This is a genomic window from Paenibacillus baimaensis (genome assembly GCF_025567575.1).
Genome location: NZ_JAOQIO010000121.1, coordinates 1 through 16,031 on the forward strand (window position 1 = coordinate 1; position 16,031 = coordinate 16,031).

Genomic DNA, 16,031 nt, shown 5'->3' on the forward strand with positions numbered 1-16,031 from the left:
TCGACTCATCTTCGAAGAGCAAATGAGCGATTTCCTCGTCCATTAATCTTTTTTCAAAGTAGGGAAAGTCACTTCAGTGAAGGCTTGTTGCTTGGCTTCATCCACCGCAGCTAGCGTATAGGTGGGTTTGGTGTAGCTGAGCCCAAGCCGGTGCGCCATTTTTGAAATGCCACGCAGCGAGTAGGTAGGGCCGAATTCCCGCTTGATATATTCGCCAATGAGATACAGGGTCCAACTGTATTTGCTACAAAACCCGACTTCGTGAGGAACGGAAGAAACTATGGTCTGTTTAAGTTGTTCTTGTTGTTCCTTCGTGAGTCGCTCCGGGGCTCCCGTTGAGTAGTTCATTTGCAGTCCGGCTACACCCGCTTCGCGATAGGCACGCAAATATTTAAAGACCGTTCTTTCCGTTCTTCCGATGGTCTCTGCAATGTCCAGCGCAGTCTTGCCTTTCAAATGCAGATAAATGGCTTGGTACCGCTCGAACATGCGCCGATCTTTCTCTTTTTTCATTAAGGTTTCAATCTCAATACGTGTTTGTTTCGTTTCCATGGTTTCACCGTCACTTTTAGGTTGTATTGCTATAATTCGACGATGTGGAAATGAATTCCTTTAGTTCAACTTATATAGATTCATTTTTAAAAAGATAATTTCCTGCTTTGAGAGAATGCTTGAGCTTATGAGTGGCTGCCATTGCATATTCAAAGTATCCAATCCACATGCCCACTAGCTCAGGATGCTTGGAAGGATCGGACGGTATGGACTTGGTGGGTAAAGTCTTCAAGAACGTATCTATTTCTTTGAGTGAGTCAAGACGTTCCTCCAAGAGTGCAATCACATGTTGACGAGGAAGCATTTCCATAAACGCGATCCCTGCAGCCAATAACTGAAAATCGTTGCTCTTGAGTGCTGCTTCCAGAAGTGATATAAATTCAGTCTTACCTTGCTCAGTTAGTGTATATTCCGTTCGGGCTGGACCTCGCTTAACACTATCCCCTGAAGCTTCGGCTTGTATCATCTCCTGTGACTCAAATTTTTCTAAAGCGTGGTAAATAGAGCCAGGTTTTACACTTGTCCATGTTTCGGCCCGCCATGAAGTAATTTCACGGTAAACACCATAACCATGAGTGATTCCCTGCCGCAAAATGGTTCCTAAACAAAAAGGAATCAGGGTTCACGGGCACGAATATGTTAAGTTAGGTATGAGATTAATGAACGAGGCTGGGGGAACTATTCACAATGACTGAGTTGAATGAATTATTTCGTAAAAGACTTGGTATTCCTGACCATACAAAACTGACATTTGACATATTGGACTACATTCTTGAAAAAACAGCAACAGCTATTCCTTTCGAAAATTTAAATATCATTTCAAATACAACAAAAGCTATTACCAGAGAAAATCTAGTTAATAAAATTCTCATGAAAAATGAAGGGGGATTATGTTATCAATTGAATCCTCTGCTTTATTTTTTCTTAGTAGAGAATGGGTTTCATGCCGTGTTAGTTCGCGCAGAAGTATACAATCAGGCAACGAATGACTGGTCCAATCTTGGAAGAACTCATGTAGCCATTCTGTTACAACATGAAGGTCAAACCTATCTGGTTGATACTGGATTTGGCGGAAACCTGCCACTGCAACCTCTGCCGCTAAATGGAGAACTGATTTCCTCTATGAATGGAGAATTTCGGGTCAAAGCAGTGGAAAGTGAATATGGGGACTATATATTTGAATACAAACTAAAATATAAGGATACCGAGTGGAAAACAGGCTATGCTTTTGATACCAAACGAATTGTAGAGGATTTATCTGAATTAAATGAAGTACAAGGAATTATCCTTGAGCATAAAGACTCGCGTTTTAACAAAATCTCACTGATTACCCAGCTTACAAGTGATGGAAATGTAACGTTAACTGATACTTCTTTTACACAATGGATTGATGGAAATTGTACAAAAGAACAGATTGACAGCGTTAGATTCAAAGAGCTGGCCAAACTACATTTTGGATTTAATGAATGATGAGCTGGCGTTAGCCCCAGATACCAGCTAGTTGTTCGCAGGCAGTTCCCCTTTGACGAGGGTAGGACTGTTTTTTTGTTATTCTCAATGCCCCTCACGGGACGATATATTGACATTTTGACTAAACTGTCTTATGTTGTTGTGCAATACTGACATACCGTTAGAATTGTGATTGATGGTTCCAACTATAACCTTATAGAAAGAATGTTTCTGATGAAAATTGAATTTGAAAATAATAGTATTGATTTTAATGTGCAGTATGGACATACAAAAAAGATTTCGATTCGGATAGATTCTTTAGGTTTCATAACAGTTAAAGCTCCTAATGAAACAAGCAAAGAGGTTATCATTAGTGCTGTTGAACATCATGCCAAATGGATACTTGAGAAAAAGTCTAACATTGCTGATGCACGACAAACACCTAAAGAAAGAGAATATCAAGATGCGGGGAAGTTTCTGCATTTGGGAAAAGAATATTTTCTTCATGAATTAATAGAGACTGGTGATTTGACTGAAGACATACTCAAGAAAAATCTCAAGAAATTTTATTTCTCGAGCTGTGAGAAGATTGTGCGAGAGCGTATTGTTAGCTATCAAAACCAGCTGAGGGTAAAACCCAAAACCATCGAGATCGTAGAGTCCAAAACCAAGTGGGGCAGCTGCAGCTCGGATAAAAAGCTGACCTTTAATTATCGTCTGGCCATGGCTCCGATTGAAGTTATCGATTATGTGATCATTCATGAACTGTGCCATCTGATCCATATGAATCATGACAGATCTTTTTGGAGACGTGTTGGAAGTATCATGCCGGATTATAAAGAAAAGCAAGAGTATCTAGCCAGATATGGGGGTTTTATGACATGTTAAAAATTACCTGTCGGCAAACGGATGATAACCATTCAAGGGGGAACATATGATCCCTATGCCGACCTTTTTGTATAATTTTCACCGTTCCACTCGAGGTGTGGTTGGATTACAGTCTGGTACAGAAATTTCTCCGGAATGTGCGAGCTTATTCAAATAATAGCATTCCTCCCGGTACATATGATCAGGAAGAAGCGGATTCAAGCTGCCAAGCAGCTCTTCTTTCAGTTCAAGCTGTTCCAATTCTTTTAGAAAAGCCATAAACAAGGTCAATTCCAGGTTGATGTCCCGATGAAACCGGACGAAAGAAGGATACCGTTGTCTCATCGTTCGCAAATAACCGGTCAGTTCAATGGCTTTTAAATAAAATTCATTAAAATGCTGCTCGAACATTTTGCTTTTGGCGATCAATGGTCTAGCCAAAATTGATGCTCGAATTGCGCTTCCCGATCCGGCATAGCGATCAGCTCCTCATAGTTCATTTGTTTCAAGTGTATGAGGGCCATCCCGAGGCTATTCATATTAGGCCTGGCTACAAGGCTTGTAAATAACAGGGTCAGTGGCTATTATCCGGTTTAAGATAGGTATGCAGGGCAAGCAGGCTGTAAAGAAATAAGCATTTGTGCTATATTGGAATCAACTGGAAGGAAAGGCAAGGAAGTTTCACATGAGATGAGATATAATGTTATGTTGAGCAAGGAGGTTGAGTTATGTTGAGCAAAATTGTTTTGTTCGTTGCACTGACATGGCTGACCGGAAGTCCGATTGTAGCCATTATCGTATTGCTAATTATATTTTATGTATTGGAACGACGTTTTATCGGATTGTCACCAAGTATTGTCAAGCCGTTAAAGCGGGCAAGAAAGCTTTCCAGACTTCGCCAGGAGCTGCGGCTAAGCCCCCACCAAACCTCCGCTAAGCTCGATATGGCGCGAATATGGATCGAGCAGCGGAAATATACACAGGCGTATGAATTATTACTCCAGATTACCGAGGTGATGTCCGATTCGGCAGAGGTACGGGCCGATCTCGGCATCTGTGAATTAAAGCTTGGGCATTTGCAGCAGGGCGAGCAAAGCTTGCTGCATGCATTGGAATTGAATCCACGCGTTAAGTATGGAGAGCCTTATCTGCGTTTGGCTGAAGCCTGGGCCGAACAGGAGCCACATAAAGCCATCACCTATCTGCAGCAGTTTCAGAGCGTCAATTCCTCCTCATGCGAAGCTTATTATCGGCTTGGACAGCTGTACAGCCAACTTGACCGCAAAGTGGATGCACGCGAGGCTTACCGGGCAACGGTTGAACTATACCGTGGGCTTCCAAGGTATAAACGGCGCTTCGAACGGCGCTGGGTTGTGCTGGCAAAGCTAAAGGGGTTTGCTTAATAGCTGAGCTTGAAGGTATAGCAGGATAGTAAAACGAATCCTATGTCTCGTAGAACCAAATCAATGAATCAACGATGCTTTGTATAGAAGCTGAGAATGAGCTTGAATGCATTCTCAGCTTTTTTGCGTTCAAAATTAATGAGAGCATAATTAAATACCATTTTATTCCACACAACTACTACCTTTCTACTACTATAGTATACTACCGCTGTCATTGTTCGAATGATAAATTAAAGAGGTTCTAGGATGACGCGTCTGCTGAACGAAAGATGGAGTTTGGGAGTGAATAGAAATGCAATGGCTTATTGTAATTCACGTGGTATCTGCGATTATCGGCATTGGGCCGACGTTTTTCGGTCATATATTGTTCAGGAGAAGACAGCAGGAGGAGCAGCTTCGGCAGTCGCTGGCATTATTTCAGCTGCTCAACTTGTTCCCGAAAATAGGCGGTTCAATTGCTGTTGTGTCGGGTGTGGTGCTCGTGTCCTTATCAGGCTGGAAATTCTCAGATTTATGGATATGGATTTCTCTCGTATTGTATGTACTCATTCAGGTGGTTGCGGTAGGTCTGCTTACTCCAGTAGTGAATCAATTAAAGCAGGTACTGGATGGTGAGGAAGAAAGGTCAACTGCTATGGACGTATCGACGAGCGCAGCCATGCTCCTTACAAAAGCCAATCGGCTTTACAACACCGCTTCTTTTCTGGGTTTCGTATTAATTCTTCTAATGATTATAAAACCAATGTGACAGAAGAGCCGCAATTTATTTAATAAAAGGAGAACAAGCCGATGAATTTACAAGGAAAAGTAGCTTTCATTTCGGGCGGCGCCCGAGGGATCGGAGCGGCCACAGCGCTAATGCTGGCTAAGCAGGGAGCAAGTGTTGCGGTAAATTATATTCAGCAGGAGGAGTCCGCCCAGACGATTGTGGAGCGTATACGGAATTCTGGCGGTAAAGCAGAGCTTGCAAGGGCGGACGTACGTGATCCCGAACAGGTGAGCAAAGCCATCGCCCATATTCAGACAACGCTCGGTGACATCGATATCTTGGTAAGCAATGCGAATATGTCTTTCGTGATGAAGCCGCTGATCGAGATGCAATGGGAGGAATTTGCCCAGAAGCTGAACGATGAGATGAAGGCCACATTTACGCTGACACAGGCGGTTTTGCCAGCTATGATTGCACGTAAATATGGAAGAATTATCTACATATCCAGCAGTGCGGCAGAAGTCGCATCGCCTTATTTCACGGCACATGGTTCGGCCAAGGCAGCTCTTAATGGGTTTGCAAAATATGTCGCACTGGAAAGCGCCCCCCATGGGGTTACGGCGAATGTCGTTTCTCCGGGGCTTGTCCAGACGGACGCTTCACGTTATACACCGGAAGCTATTAAGCAGCAGATTGCAGCCATGACGCCGCTGCAGCGGGTTGCGGTGCCGGACGATGTGTCAGGGGCAATCGCTTTTCTAGCCAGTGAGGAGAGCCGGTTCTTGACAGGTACATGTACGAATGTGAACGGCGGCATGTATATGGCGTAGATGAGCACCGCAGCAGCGGTATTTAGAAGGAGAAGGGTGCGGTTCGGAGGCATGTCGAAGGAAAAGGGCAATACGAGAGACGTTGGGGAACGATTCGTTAACGAAATCGATCAGATTGAACAGCATTATTTGGTGGGACGGCAGAAGGAAATCCAATTCTTCCACGAACAGCTTTCAGAGATGAGGCATAGAGGAAGTATTCTCAATATTTATGGCACAGGTGGCGTAGGCAAAAGCTACCTCCTTGACGAATTTCGCCGTATTGCCCATGAAGCGCAGACGCGGTTTCTGTTGCTCGATAGCATGGATTTTCCACATAACCCACAGGACTTCTGTCTCCATCTGCTGCGACTGCTTCGCTACCATATATCTAAGGATGAGCAGACAGATAAACTAAACCGATTGTTAGCACTGTGCCAGGAAGCCATTCAGCAGGAGGCAGAGTCGGGTGGTGTCATCCTTGCGCTGGATACGTTCGAGGAGCTGGGAGAGTTCGAGTATTGGTTCCGCGAAGAGTTTATGGCGCAGCTCCATTCCAAGGTGCTCGTCATTATATCTGGACGGTACCCGATTCAAGGCGCATGGTTGTCCTCTCCAGCATGGCGGCAGTTGATCTGCCACATGCCGATTGGGGATCTGGATTATTATTCGGTAAAGGAGTATTTGAACCGCTCCGGGTTCAACGTCGAAGACGATATCCAACAAATATGGAACAAGACCAAGGGTCATCCGTTGACTCTGTCCCTGCTTGTATCCACGACGCAGCTCCATGCGATGCAGCCAATGGCGATAGAGGAAGATAATGGTGTGTTCGCTCAGGTAGTGCATACCTGGTTGAAGGAGCTTCCGGATCCGCAGCTTCGGGAGCTGGTGGAGACGGCGGCGGTATTACGGCATTTCAACCAGGAGCTTCTCACATGTGCCATGGGAAGGCCGATCTCGACGGAGCAATTCCTTAAGCTGGTTGGACTTTCCTTCGTACGACGAGTGGATCGTGGCTGGCTGCTTCACGACCTTATGCGAGATGCGATCACTCACGAGCTGCAGGTACGCGCACCTGAACAATACAGTGGGATTCGGAAGCGCTGCAACCTTTATTACTATGAACTGATCAAGGAATCGGTACACAAGAAATCGGTTGCTTGGGAAACAGCAGAGTGGTTTTATTATATTGGTGATCCGGCGATTCTTGCCTTTTTTTATCAGAATTCGGGCACACATCGGTGGGAGTCGCTCAACAGTGTCAACTGGTCCGAGGCCGAACGTTATATCGAGAATAGGCGATCATCGGCCAAAGAAGCGAGGATTACTTATACGAATCCAGAAACCTTAGAACGTTATGAGTACGTCATTTCTATGGAAGAAAATTTATATACCTTGAAGCATATCCATCTTCAGGAGCTGTATGAGCTGGACTTGAGCATCGTCAAGCTGCTCCGGGACAGGCAAGGAGGTTTGTCGGGGCTATCGGTAATCATACCGATCAACGTACACACGTTGGACTATCTGCTTACGCAGCCGTTATCTTCAGCTTATTTTACAGACTTGTCGGAGCAGAGACTGAAGGAATTGAAGGTACCAAGAGAAACGAATGCGGGGTATTTCGTGAAGACGATCGATGTTCCCGATTTCGCAGACCAATCGTTGCGTGCAGCTGCCGGTTTAACCTTCATTACGCATATCATTTCTGCCGGATTCCTTGTCGCGGCGCCTCCGGCCAATCCGTTCTTTGGCGAGATCCATCTCGGTCTCGGCTGCCAGATTGCCAAGCATGCGGTTCATTACGATTATGATGGCATCACGCCGACCCCTTATTATGTTATTGATACAAGAGGCAATAAACTGCAGAGCTATCTGAATAAAATGCTCACAGGTTTAGACATGTTAGACGAGCGAAGAGATGCACAGGAGGAGCTCTCCTCCTTGACACCGCGCGAAATGGAGGTTGTGGAGCTTATCATTCAAGGTCTTACCAATATGGAGATTGCCTGTAAGCTATATCTCAGCGAGGTGACGGTGAAGAAACATTTGTCGAATATTTTCAGAAAGCTGAACATTAAGAACAGAAGTCAGTTGGCTTTTCTAATGGGGAAATGTCAAGCTTAAGGTTAAAGATGAAGAGTTTCATTACTGATAATATTAGGAAAAGGCTGCTACCAGTAATGGAAAAGCAACCTTTTTTAACGTTCATCCTAATAAGCAGGTTGAAGTAGAGATAAATACGATAAACTGGTAATATTGTCCCCATATCGATAGGAGGGATTTCGATGAAGACAATTAATTTGGGAATGATTGGAAGTGGGCATGTAAGTAATCGCTATTTTGAACAGGCAGCCATGCTGGAAGGTGTACGTTTTGTGGCTACTTGCTCGAAACGTTTGGATAATGCGGAGAAGAAGGCGGCGACCTATGGTGTGCCCAGGTGGTATGACGATTACAGGGTCATGATGGACAGAGAGAAGCTTGATGCGGTCGTCGTCACTACACCTCATTCCGTACATGCAGAGCCAGTGCTCGCTGCTTTGGAACGGGGGCTGAATGTACTGAACGAGAAGCCTATGGCTACTACTTTTGAGGACTGTAAACGCATGGTATCACTAGCTGAGGAAAAGGGTGTCATCTTTATGAGCTTGCCGTTCGATTTGAACCCCGCTTTTCTGGCAGCCTCCGAATTTGTAACCGAGCACTATATCGGTAAAATCACAGGGGCCGAGGCGCAATTATCCCTACCCGGGCCTTGGCGTGACAACTGGTATTACGATAAAACAATCGCCCATGGCGGAGCCGTGCTCGATTGTTTGGTATATCCGGTCAGCCGGCTTATCGGTTTGTTAGGACCTGCTGTAAGCGTCGTGGCAGAGGTCAACACGTTGATTCCGAATCGAATTGTAGGTGAGGGCAAGAAAGTAAATAGCGATGTGGATGATAATGTAACGATCATCGTCCAATTTGCAGGAGGACAGCATGCGGTCATCCGTTCGTTATGGGGACTTTCGCACAAGCAGAATCATACAATCATTTATGGACGCAGCGGGACCGTAGCTCTGAACGACAGTGGATTTCCTTTGGTAGTGCATTCACCAGAACAAGCTTTGCCGAATGCAGAACAAGTATCATGGCGTGGAATCGAAAATTGTTATGTTCCATATGGAAAGATCGCTTCGTACCCCAAGGAGGAGATTATCGCTTATTTTGTACACTGCCTCCGATCAGGTGAACAGCCCATACAGTCTGGAAAACAGCAGCTGCACGTTCACGAGATTATGTTCGGTGCTTACCGTTCAGCGGAATCCGGCCAACGATATCAATTAACGACAAGCTTTGCGCCTTGGGACAAATTAAATCCAGACATTTTCGATACCCGCAGCAGATACATATAAGCTCTTGTATGGAAGCTGGCAGCAACCTTGACTTGATTGCTAGGTGAGCACAGCCATACATAGAATCAACAAGAGAATTCGCATTATTCCTGCCAGAATAACCCCTTAATATCAGCTAATGAGCATAAGCTCATGAAATGATTATAGGGGTTATTCAAGTTGTATTGACCATTACCGGCACATTGTCGGCTGAAGATTATAGACTGAACAACGTGGAGCGCTCTATGATGCTTAAGTAAACAACGATGGAGAGGAGGTGAAAGCTATCAAACGCAGCTTAGAGGCGATACCGGTTAAAGATGCGACCATAAGCTTCAAAAAAGCAGTCCGTAAGGATATATGGCTGTATGGTATGATGCTGCCGGGACTGATCTACTATCTGTTATTTAAGTATTTACCAATGTGGGATATGTTGATTGCCTTCAAGGATTATCAGCCGGCACTTGGCTTTTGGGGCAGCAGATGGGTAGGTATGGAGCATTTCGAACGTTTTTTTTCGGAGCCGATCTTTTGGCAGCTGTTTCGGAATACAGCGATACTGGCGGTATACAACATCGTGTTATTTTTCCCGTTACCAATCATTGTTGCTCTGATGCTGAATGAACTGCGGATTCAATGGTTCAAAAGAACCGTCCAGACCTTCATTTATATTCCCCACTTTTTCTCGATTGTTGTTGTTGTAGGGATCACTTATGTGATGTTTACGACCGAAGGAGGGATCGTTAATGAGGGCGTGGCAGCAATGGGCGCCGATAAGCTCAATTTTCTTACAGGACCCGAGTGGTTTCGGCCGATGGTGACACTGCAGGTCATATGGAAAGAAACAGGATATGGCACGATCATATTTTTGGCAGCGCTTGCAGGTGTGGACCCGACCTTATATGAAGCATCCAAAATTGATGGGGCGAGCCGCTGGCACCAGCTTTGGTACATTACGATGCCGGCGATCAAAAGCACCATAGTCATTCTCCTCATTCTTCGTCTGGGTAATTTTCTCGATACCGGCTTTGAGCAAATGCTGCTCATGATCAACGCGCTGAATAGGGAGGTTGGTGAGGTTTTTGATACTTACGTCTATACGAACGGGATTACGCAGGGGCAATTCAGCTATTCGACTACCGTAGGCTTGTTCAAATCGGTCGTTGGTTTGATTCTGGTCGTCGCGGCTAACCATATTTCCCGAAAATTAGGGGAGGAAGGTGTCTATTAGAGGTAAAGGATTCATTGGGAAAGGGGTGCCCGAGTTTGCACAAACGTTCTGTAGCAGGCACGATTTTTGATATTGGCAACATTACGGTTCTTGCTGTGATAGCTTTATTAACCTTATTTCCGTTTCTTCATATTGTAGCGGGCTCACTTGCTTCGGCGAAGGAGGTGCTGGCTAGTAAATTCATATTATTTCCCAAGGAATTTTCACTGGAGGCGTACCGGTTTATTTTTTCCGAGAATACGCTACTGCGCAGCCTGCTGATCACGATTTTTATTACCATTGTCGGGACCTTGATCAATATGGCGATGACCTTGTTGATGGCCTATCCGTTGTCCCGTAATGTCAAGGGTAAGCGAACGATTATGCTGCTGGTTGTGTTCACGCTTCTGTTCAGCGGAGGGATTATTCCAAGCTTCCTGGTCGTTAAATCGTTAGGACTGTTGAATACGTACGGAGCCTTATGGCTTCCCGGGGCGATCAATTCATTTTACATGATCATTTTGATCAATTTTTTCAAACAATTGCCTGTGGAATTTGAGGAATCGGCAAAAATGGATGGCTGCAACGATCCCTTACTTCTCTGGAAAATTGTTATTCCGCTCTCACTACCAGCGATGGCCACCTTTTCCCTGTTTTATTCGGTATCGCATTGGAACACGTTTTTCAGTGCCTTGCTCTACATCAACGACTCCCATAAATGGCCGATTCAAATTTTGCTGCGGCAAATTGTCATTATGTCTTCAGGAGGCATTGGAGATGCGAGCTTCGCAGCAGAAGCCTCATATGTTGTGCCGCCGCAAACGGTCAAAATGGCTGTTATCGTAGTTGCCACACTGCCGATTATTATGGTTTATCCGTTCCTGCAAAAACATTTTGCCAAGGGCGTGCTGTTAGGTTCAATTAAAGGATAATATGGAGAGGGAGAACTGCGATGAAAAAACGAGCTTATCAAACAGCTATATGTACATTGGTCACCTTGTCGGTGCTGACTGTCGGCTGCAGTGGAGATAAGGGGCAGCAGCAGGGAGAAGCGCCAGCCGCCGCCAGCACGACAACAACACCCAAGACGCCTGATGTGAAGCAGCCGCCGCTCAAGCTGAGTATAATGGCTACTTATTATACCCCTCAGCCGCCAAGCAACCAGAATGACATTTGGAAGAAGCTGCAGGAGATCACGGATACACAAATCGAAATGACATGGGTGCCACGTTCTGCCTATGACGACAAGGTCAGTGTCTCGATTGCCTCCAATGATTTGCCCAAGGTGATGCTGGCGTTGAATTCTTCAGCCCCGCCCTTGGTCAATGCGATTAAATCTGGCTTGTTCTGGGAAATCGGTCCGTATTTGAAGGATTACAAAAACTTGAGCGCCCTGAGTAAGCTGCAGTTCGAGAGTACCAAAATACAAGGGAAAACGTACAGCTTATACCGTTCCAGACCTCTTGCCCGATTTGGCGTCACATACCGCAAGGATTGGTTGGATAATCTGAATTTGAAGGAACCCAAAACGCCTGAGGATATGTACAACGTCATGAAAGCGTTTGCCAAAAATGATCCGGATAAGAATGGCAAGGATGACACTTATGGAGTTCTTGCTTTTAAAGATGGTCAGGGTTACTTGATCCCGCATATCGCTTCATGGTTTGGAGCTCCGAACGGATGGAAGGAAGAAAATGGACAATTTACGCCGGATTTCATGACAAATGAATACCTCGAAGCTCTGAAGTACATCAGAAAGCTGTATGATGAAAAGCTGTTGAACCAGGACTTCGTCGTAACAGAAGAACAACAAATGAACACCATGTTCAATCAAGGCAAGGCTGGCATTAATCTGGGTCTGTTTGATGATGTCGGTAAACAGCAGATGGAGGTTGCCAAGCTGAATCCGAATGCGAAGATAGCTATTCTCGATACGATAACCGGAACCAAGGGTCAGCGGGTCTGGGCTCAACCGGGCTATACCGGGGTGTTCCTGTTCCCGAAATCGTCGATCAAGACAGAAGAGGAATTGAAACGGATTCTGGCGTTTTTTGACAGACTGCAGGAGCAGGATGCGGTTAACATGCTGACCTGGGGACTTGAAGGCAAGCAATACAAGCTGACAAACGGTCAAGTCGAGAAAATCGGCGGAGATGAGGCCTTCGATAAGGATACTCTTGGTCTCGGTGAGCTTCGTATTGACGACGGCTCTAAGGAGCTCGTTGCAACAGGCGAGAATCCATTGACAACAAAAGGGAAGCAGCTCATCAAGGATAACGTGAAAATTGCTGTTGTTAATCCGGCGCTACCCCTATACTTCGAATCCCCAACCTGGAGCCAAAAAAGCAATGAATTAAGAAAGATAGCTTCGGATGGCGCTGTCAAGTTTATTATGAACAAAATTGATGAAAACGAATGGAAAAAGGTTCAGGAGGACTGGAAAAAGGCGGGCGGGGATAAAGTGTTGACCGAATTTGCCGAGAGCTTTGCCAAAAGTAAAACCAAATAGCGTACAAACTAGAAAAAGAGCGATAGGAGTGTTCAGTTTTGAGTAGAGGCCGTGTCTATTCGTCGGAAAGACGGTTTTTCAGAGATGCTGTAACAGGGGCAGAGATTGTGCAGCTTACCTCATTCCCATGCATCAATATTAAATTATATTTTCATGTCAATGCATTCACACCGGATTCGCAAACGCTTGTATTTCAGGTATTCTCCGAGGCAACGAGGGATTCGAAGGTCGATATTTTCAAGGTCAATATCGATGGAAAGGGATTAACACAGCTTACGGACGCCGCAGAGGCTGGCAGCCCGGTTGTGTCGCCTGATGGCCATTGGCTGTACTATATGTGCCATGGTGAGCTTCGCCGAGTATCGATGACGGATTATCGTGAGGAACGGATTGGATATATAGACGGCATACAGCCGTCTACGGGGCTTAGCAGTAACACAGCAGGTTCAACCATTAATGCCAGCATGAGCAGTGATGGGCGTGTATATTTTACAGATGCCACACTGACAAATGGCAGAAGAGCGATACTCAGATATACGACAGACGGTAAAGAAGCCGCTATTATTTATGAATCGGATTCGATTACCCATACCCAATGTGAGCCCTCGGAAGCGAAGGTTGTTGCCTTTCAGCATGGACCGGATGCTCAGCATCGCAATATATGGCTGATCAACGAGGATGGAACCAATGTGAGGCCTCTGGATATGCCTTATGGTAATGGGCATTGGATGTGGCTCGGTTCTACACAAAGAATCTTGACCAATCTGGAGAAACAGTTTAACGGCATCGCGGTGATGGGCGAGCATGACGATAATCCGGAAATCATTGTCACCGGCGAGCATTTCTGGCATGCGGCCAGCAGCCGCGACGGCAAATGGATGGTATCGGACACGAGCTGGCCGGATAATGGCATTCAATTGATTCATGTCGATAACAAAAAGTATGCAACATTATGCTATTCACAAAGCTCTTCCTCTCATCCGCAATGGTCTCACCCGCATCCTTCATTTAGTCCTGACGGTAATTATGTGGTGTATAATTCCGACATAACCGGAACTGCCCAGATGTATCTGGTCAAAATTCCTGAGCATTTGCGAGCAGAATTACAAAATGGCGGGTGAAACATCTCTATGGAGAAGCAGAATATAGCAATTGTGGGATTAAGATTCGGCAGTACAGTCATTGAGGAATTGCTGCAGGGGGCGGGAAATCCCTATTTCCAAGTGTACGCGGTTTGCGATCTCGATCCCTCCAAGGTCGATGAATGCGCTACGAAATATGGAGCGAAGCCCTACTATTCCCTTGCGAGTCTCCTTGCCGACCCAGAGGTTCAGGTGGTTGGTCTGTACACGCCTCCGGCAGGAAGAGCAGAGCTGATCGATCAGATCATTATTTCTGGAAAAGATGTCATGACAACGAAGCCCTTTGAGCTGAATCCGCAAAAAGCACTCGATATCCTCCATAAGGCAAATGCCATGAAGCTCGTCGTCCACATGAATTCTCCGGGTCCTGCATGGTATGATACGTTGAACTACATCACAGCGTGGAGAGTGAAATATGAACTGGGCATGCCGATCGGTGGCCGATGGGACATTTGGGTTAATTATCACGAACAAGCAGATGGAGGCTGGTATGACGACCCCGAAAAGTGTCCGGTTGCGCCTATATTCAGGCTCGGCATTTATATTATCAACGACATGGCTCGAATATTCGGGCCCGTTCATAAAGTATCTTCTATGAGCTCGCGCCTGATCACGGAGCGGCCTACAGTTGATAACTCGCAGGTGAGCCTGCTTTTCCGTAACGGCGCGATAGCCAATATATTCGGGAGTTTTTGCGTAGATGACAGTCAGAGGTATAAAAGCCCGATGATTCTGAATTTCGAGCACGGAACCTTTTATTGCGATGTGATGCCAACGAATGAAGGGCACGCCAACAAGCTGCTTCTAGTTGCACGGGACCCGATAACCAGACTAAGAGTTACCGAGGAGGTCGAGGTTACTGGAGATGCAGGCCGGTATCAATGGAAGGAGTTTTACCAGTCCGTATGTGATCGTATAATGAATGAAGAGTCTTATATCCATGATGTGGTGGAGGGGCTTAAAATCATTGAAGCGATGCGAAGATCCGACCGAAGTGGAAGGATTGAGCTCGTTCAGGAGGAATCATGAAAATTGGCGTAGGCTTATTCGGCAATAACGGGGGACATCAGATACATGGCGAGCTGGTCAACCATCCCTATGCAGCTATCGTGGCCACAGCTGCTATGGATAGGAGTCTGCTTACCCCTGAGCAGCAATCCGATACGGATATAAGGCATTATGATTCGCTGGAGGAATTGCTCAAGGATGAAAGGGTGCAGGTCGTTTCCTTATGCTCACCACGCAGAGCCAACCAAGTAAATGAAGCGATCATGTGCATGCGGCGAGGCAGGCATGTGTATGCGGAAAAGCCGTGTGCCATGCATGAAGCAGAGCTGGATCAGTTGCTGCAGGTTGAGAGCGAAACAGGCTGCTTATTCCGTGAAATGGCAGGAACGGGCTTTCAACAACCGTACTTGTCCATACGCAATCTGGTTCAGTCCGGTGTGATTGGCGAGGTGGTACAGGTATTCGCCCAGAAGTCATACCCGTACCACGACGCTCGTCCCCAGGATGAGGCGATAGACGGGGGACTCATCGGACAGAACAGCATTCACGCGATACGATTTGTTGAGCATGTGGCTTGCGTAAGAATCGAAGAAATTCACGCAATGGAAACGAAGCTTGGCAATCCGAGCGAACACGGCGGGCTTCATATGGCGGCTAGTATGATGATGAGGCTCACGAATGGAGGTGTCGCCAGCATTGTCGCCAACTATTTGAATGCCAAGGGCTTTGGAAGCTGGGGCAATGAGCACTTGCGGATATTCGGCACAAAAGGCTTTATCGAAGCTGTCGATGGCGGAGCCAGAACCCGGCTAATCGTGGGGGATACCGACATGGGACCCATCGACACATCCGGGCCTGAGGAAAGCTATTGGGACATGTTCATCCTAACGCTGCTTGGTAAAGCGGAAATGCCCGTTACGCTTGAAGCGGAGCTGCATTGCACTAGAATGGCAATAAGAGCCAAGAAGTCTGCACAAGCACAAACCCATTAAC

The 16,031-nt window shown here is 46.1% G+C and carries 16 protein-coding genes; 13 read left to right on the top strand and 3 right to left on the bottom strand.

What is annotated here, in order from left to right:
- Positions 1-42: 42 nt before the first annotated feature.
- Positions 43-552: a helix-turn-helix domain-containing protein gene (locus tag OB236_RS35095; RefSeq protein ID WP_262688208.1), complete on the bottom strand. Its 510-nt coding sequence runs from the start codon at positions 550-552 to the stop codon at positions 43-45.
- Positions 553-622: 70 nt separating this feature from the next.
- Positions 623-1,144 (bottom strand): PadR family transcriptional regulator, encoded by a 522-nt coding sequence (locus OB236_RS35100; RefSeq protein ID WP_262688209.1) that lies wholly within the window; start codon positions 1,142-1,144, stop codon positions 623-625.
- A 95-nt stretch (positions 1,145-1,239) separates the two neighbouring features.
- On the opposite strand from OB236_RS35100, the gene OB236_RS35105 reads away from it, so the two are divergent.
- Entirely contained in the window at positions 1,240-2,022 is a 783-nt protein-coding gene (locus OB236_RS35105; protein WP_262688210.1) for an arylamine N-acetyltransferase family protein, read from the top strand.
- A 213-nt stretch (positions 2,023-2,235) separates the two neighbouring features.
- Positions 2,236-2,889, top strand: a complete 654-nt coding sequence (locus tag OB236_RS35110) for a M48 family metallopeptidase (RefSeq protein ID WP_262688211.1) — start codon at positions 2,236-2,238, stop codon at positions 2,887-2,889.
- A 78-nt stretch (positions 2,890-2,967) separates the two neighbouring features.
- Here the strand turns inward: OB236_RS35110 and OB236_RS35115 are convergent, their stop codons facing one another.
- Entirely contained in the window at positions 2,968-3,309 is a 342-nt protein-coding gene (locus tag OB236_RS35115; RefSeq protein WP_262688212.1) for a DUF2935 domain-containing protein, read from the bottom strand.
- Between the two features lie 290 nt (positions 3,310-3,599).
- Here OB236_RS35115 and OB236_RS35120 point away from each other — a divergent pair, with 290 nt between their 5' ends.
- From OB236_RS35120 to OB236_RS35170, 11 genes are all read left to right on the top strand, one after another.
- Positions 3,600-4,271, top strand: a complete 672-nt coding sequence (locus OB236_RS35120; protein WP_083689925.1) for a tetratricopeptide repeat protein — start codon at positions 3,600-3,602, stop codon at positions 4,269-4,271.
- 292 nt (positions 4,272-4,563) lie between these two features.
- Positions 4,564-5,019, top strand: a complete 456-nt coding sequence (locus OB236_RS35125; protein WP_262688213.1) for a DUF2269 family protein — start codon at positions 4,564-4,566, stop codon at positions 5,017-5,019.
- A gap of 41 nt (positions 5,020-5,060) precedes the next feature.
- The gene (locus OB236_RS35130) at positions 5,061-5,810 is read left to right on the top strand and encodes an SDR family NAD(P)-dependent oxidoreductase (RefSeq protein ID WP_262688214.1); all 750 of its coding nucleotides are present in this window, start codon (positions 5,061-5,063) and stop codon (positions 5,808-5,810) included.
- A gap of 51 nt (positions 5,811-5,861) precedes the next feature.
- A complete protein-coding gene (locus OB236_RS35135) occupies positions 5,862-7,916 on the top strand; it encodes a LuxR family transcriptional regulator (protein ID WP_262688215.1) in 2,055 nt (684 codons plus the stop codon).
- 161 nt (positions 7,917-8,077) lie between these two features.
- Positions 8,078-9,190 carry a Gfo/Idh/MocA family protein gene (locus OB236_RS35140; RefSeq protein ID WP_262688216.1) on the top strand — a complete coding sequence of 371 codons (1,113 nt, stop codon included), beginning with the start codon at positions 8,078-8,080 and terminating at the stop codon, positions 9,188-9,190.
- A 352-nt stretch (positions 9,191-9,542) separates the two neighbouring features.
- Positions 9,543-10,400: an ABC transporter permease gene (locus tag OB236_RS35145; protein WP_076238070.1), complete on the top strand. Its 858-nt coding sequence runs from the start codon at positions 9,543-9,545 to the stop codon at positions 10,398-10,400.
- 35 nt (positions 10,401-10,435) lie between these two features.
- Entirely contained in the window at positions 10,436-11,311 is an 876-nt protein-coding gene (locus OB236_RS35150; RefSeq protein ID WP_076238060.1) for a carbohydrate ABC transporter permease, read from the top strand.
- A gap of 20 nt (positions 11,312-11,331) precedes the next feature.
- Positions 11,332-12,888 (top strand): extracellular solute-binding protein, encoded by a 1,557-nt coding sequence (locus OB236_RS35155; RefSeq protein ID WP_262688217.1) that lies wholly within the window; start codon positions 11,332-11,334, stop codon positions 12,886-12,888.
- Positions 12,889-12,926: 38 nt separating this feature from the next.
- The gene (locus OB236_RS35160) at positions 12,927-14,009 is read left to right on the top strand and encodes an oligogalacturonate lyase family protein (protein WP_262688218.1); all 1,083 of its coding nucleotides are present in this window, start codon (positions 12,927-12,929) and stop codon (positions 14,007-14,009) included.
- A gap of 9 nt (positions 14,010-14,018) precedes the next feature.
- Positions 14,019-15,059: a Gfo/Idh/MocA family protein gene (locus OB236_RS35165; RefSeq protein WP_262688219.1), complete on the top strand. Its 1,041-nt coding sequence runs from the start codon at positions 14,019-14,021 to the stop codon at positions 15,057-15,059.
- Positions 15,056-16,030, top strand: coding sequence for a Gfo/Idh/MocA family protein (locus OB236_RS35170; protein WP_262688220.1), 975 nt, complete (start codon positions 15,056-15,058; stop codon positions 16,028-16,030). The genes OB236_RS35165 and OB236_RS35170 overlap by 4 nt, the downstream gene beginning before the upstream one ends.
- Position 16,031: the final 1 nt, after the last annotated feature.

Excerpts from the sequence above, each read along its gene's own strand:
- OB236_RS35145 (WP_076238070.1), top strand. The coding sequence starts at position 9,543 with ATGATGCTGCCGGGACTGATCTACTATCTGTTATTTAAGTATTTACCA.
- OB236_RS35165 (WP_262688219.1), top strand. The coding sequence starts at position 14,019 with ATGGAGAAGCAGAATATAGCAATTGTGGGATTAAGATTCGGCAGTACA.
- OB236_RS35140 (WP_262688216.1), top strand. The coding sequence starts at position 8,078 with ATGAAGACAATTAATTTGGGAATGATTGGAAGTGGGCATGTAAGTAAT.
- OB236_RS35170 (WP_262688220.1), top strand. The coding sequence starts at position 15,056 with ATGAAAATTGGCGTAGGCTTATTCGGCAATAACGGGGGACATCAGATA.
- OB236_RS35155 (WP_262688217.1), top strand. The coding sequence starts at position 11,332 with ATGAAAAAACGAGCTTATCAAACAGCTATATGTACATTGGTCACCTTG.
- OB236_RS35135 (WP_262688215.1), top strand. The coding sequence starts at position 5,862 with ATGTCGAAGGAAAAGGGCAATACGAGAGACGTTGGGGAACGATTCGTT.
- OB236_RS35125 (WP_262688213.1), top strand. The coding sequence starts at position 4,564 with ATGCAATGGCTTATTGTAATTCACGTGGTATCTGCGATTATCGGCATT.
- OB236_RS35110 (WP_262688211.1), top strand. The coding sequence starts at position 2,236 with ATGAAAATTGAATTTGAAAATAATAGTATTGATTTTAATGTGCAGTAT.
- OB236_RS35130 (WP_262688214.1), top strand. The coding sequence starts at position 5,061 with ATGAATTTACAAGGAAAAGTAGCTTTCATTTCGGGCGGCGCCCGAGGG.
- OB236_RS35105 (WP_262688210.1), top strand. The coding sequence starts at position 1,240 with ATGACTGAGTTGAATGAATTATTTCGTAAAAGACTTGGTATTCCTGAC.
- OB236_RS35095 (WP_262688208.1), bottom strand. The coding sequence starts at position 552 with ATGGAAACGAAACAAACACGTATTGAGATTGAAACCTTAATGAAAAAA.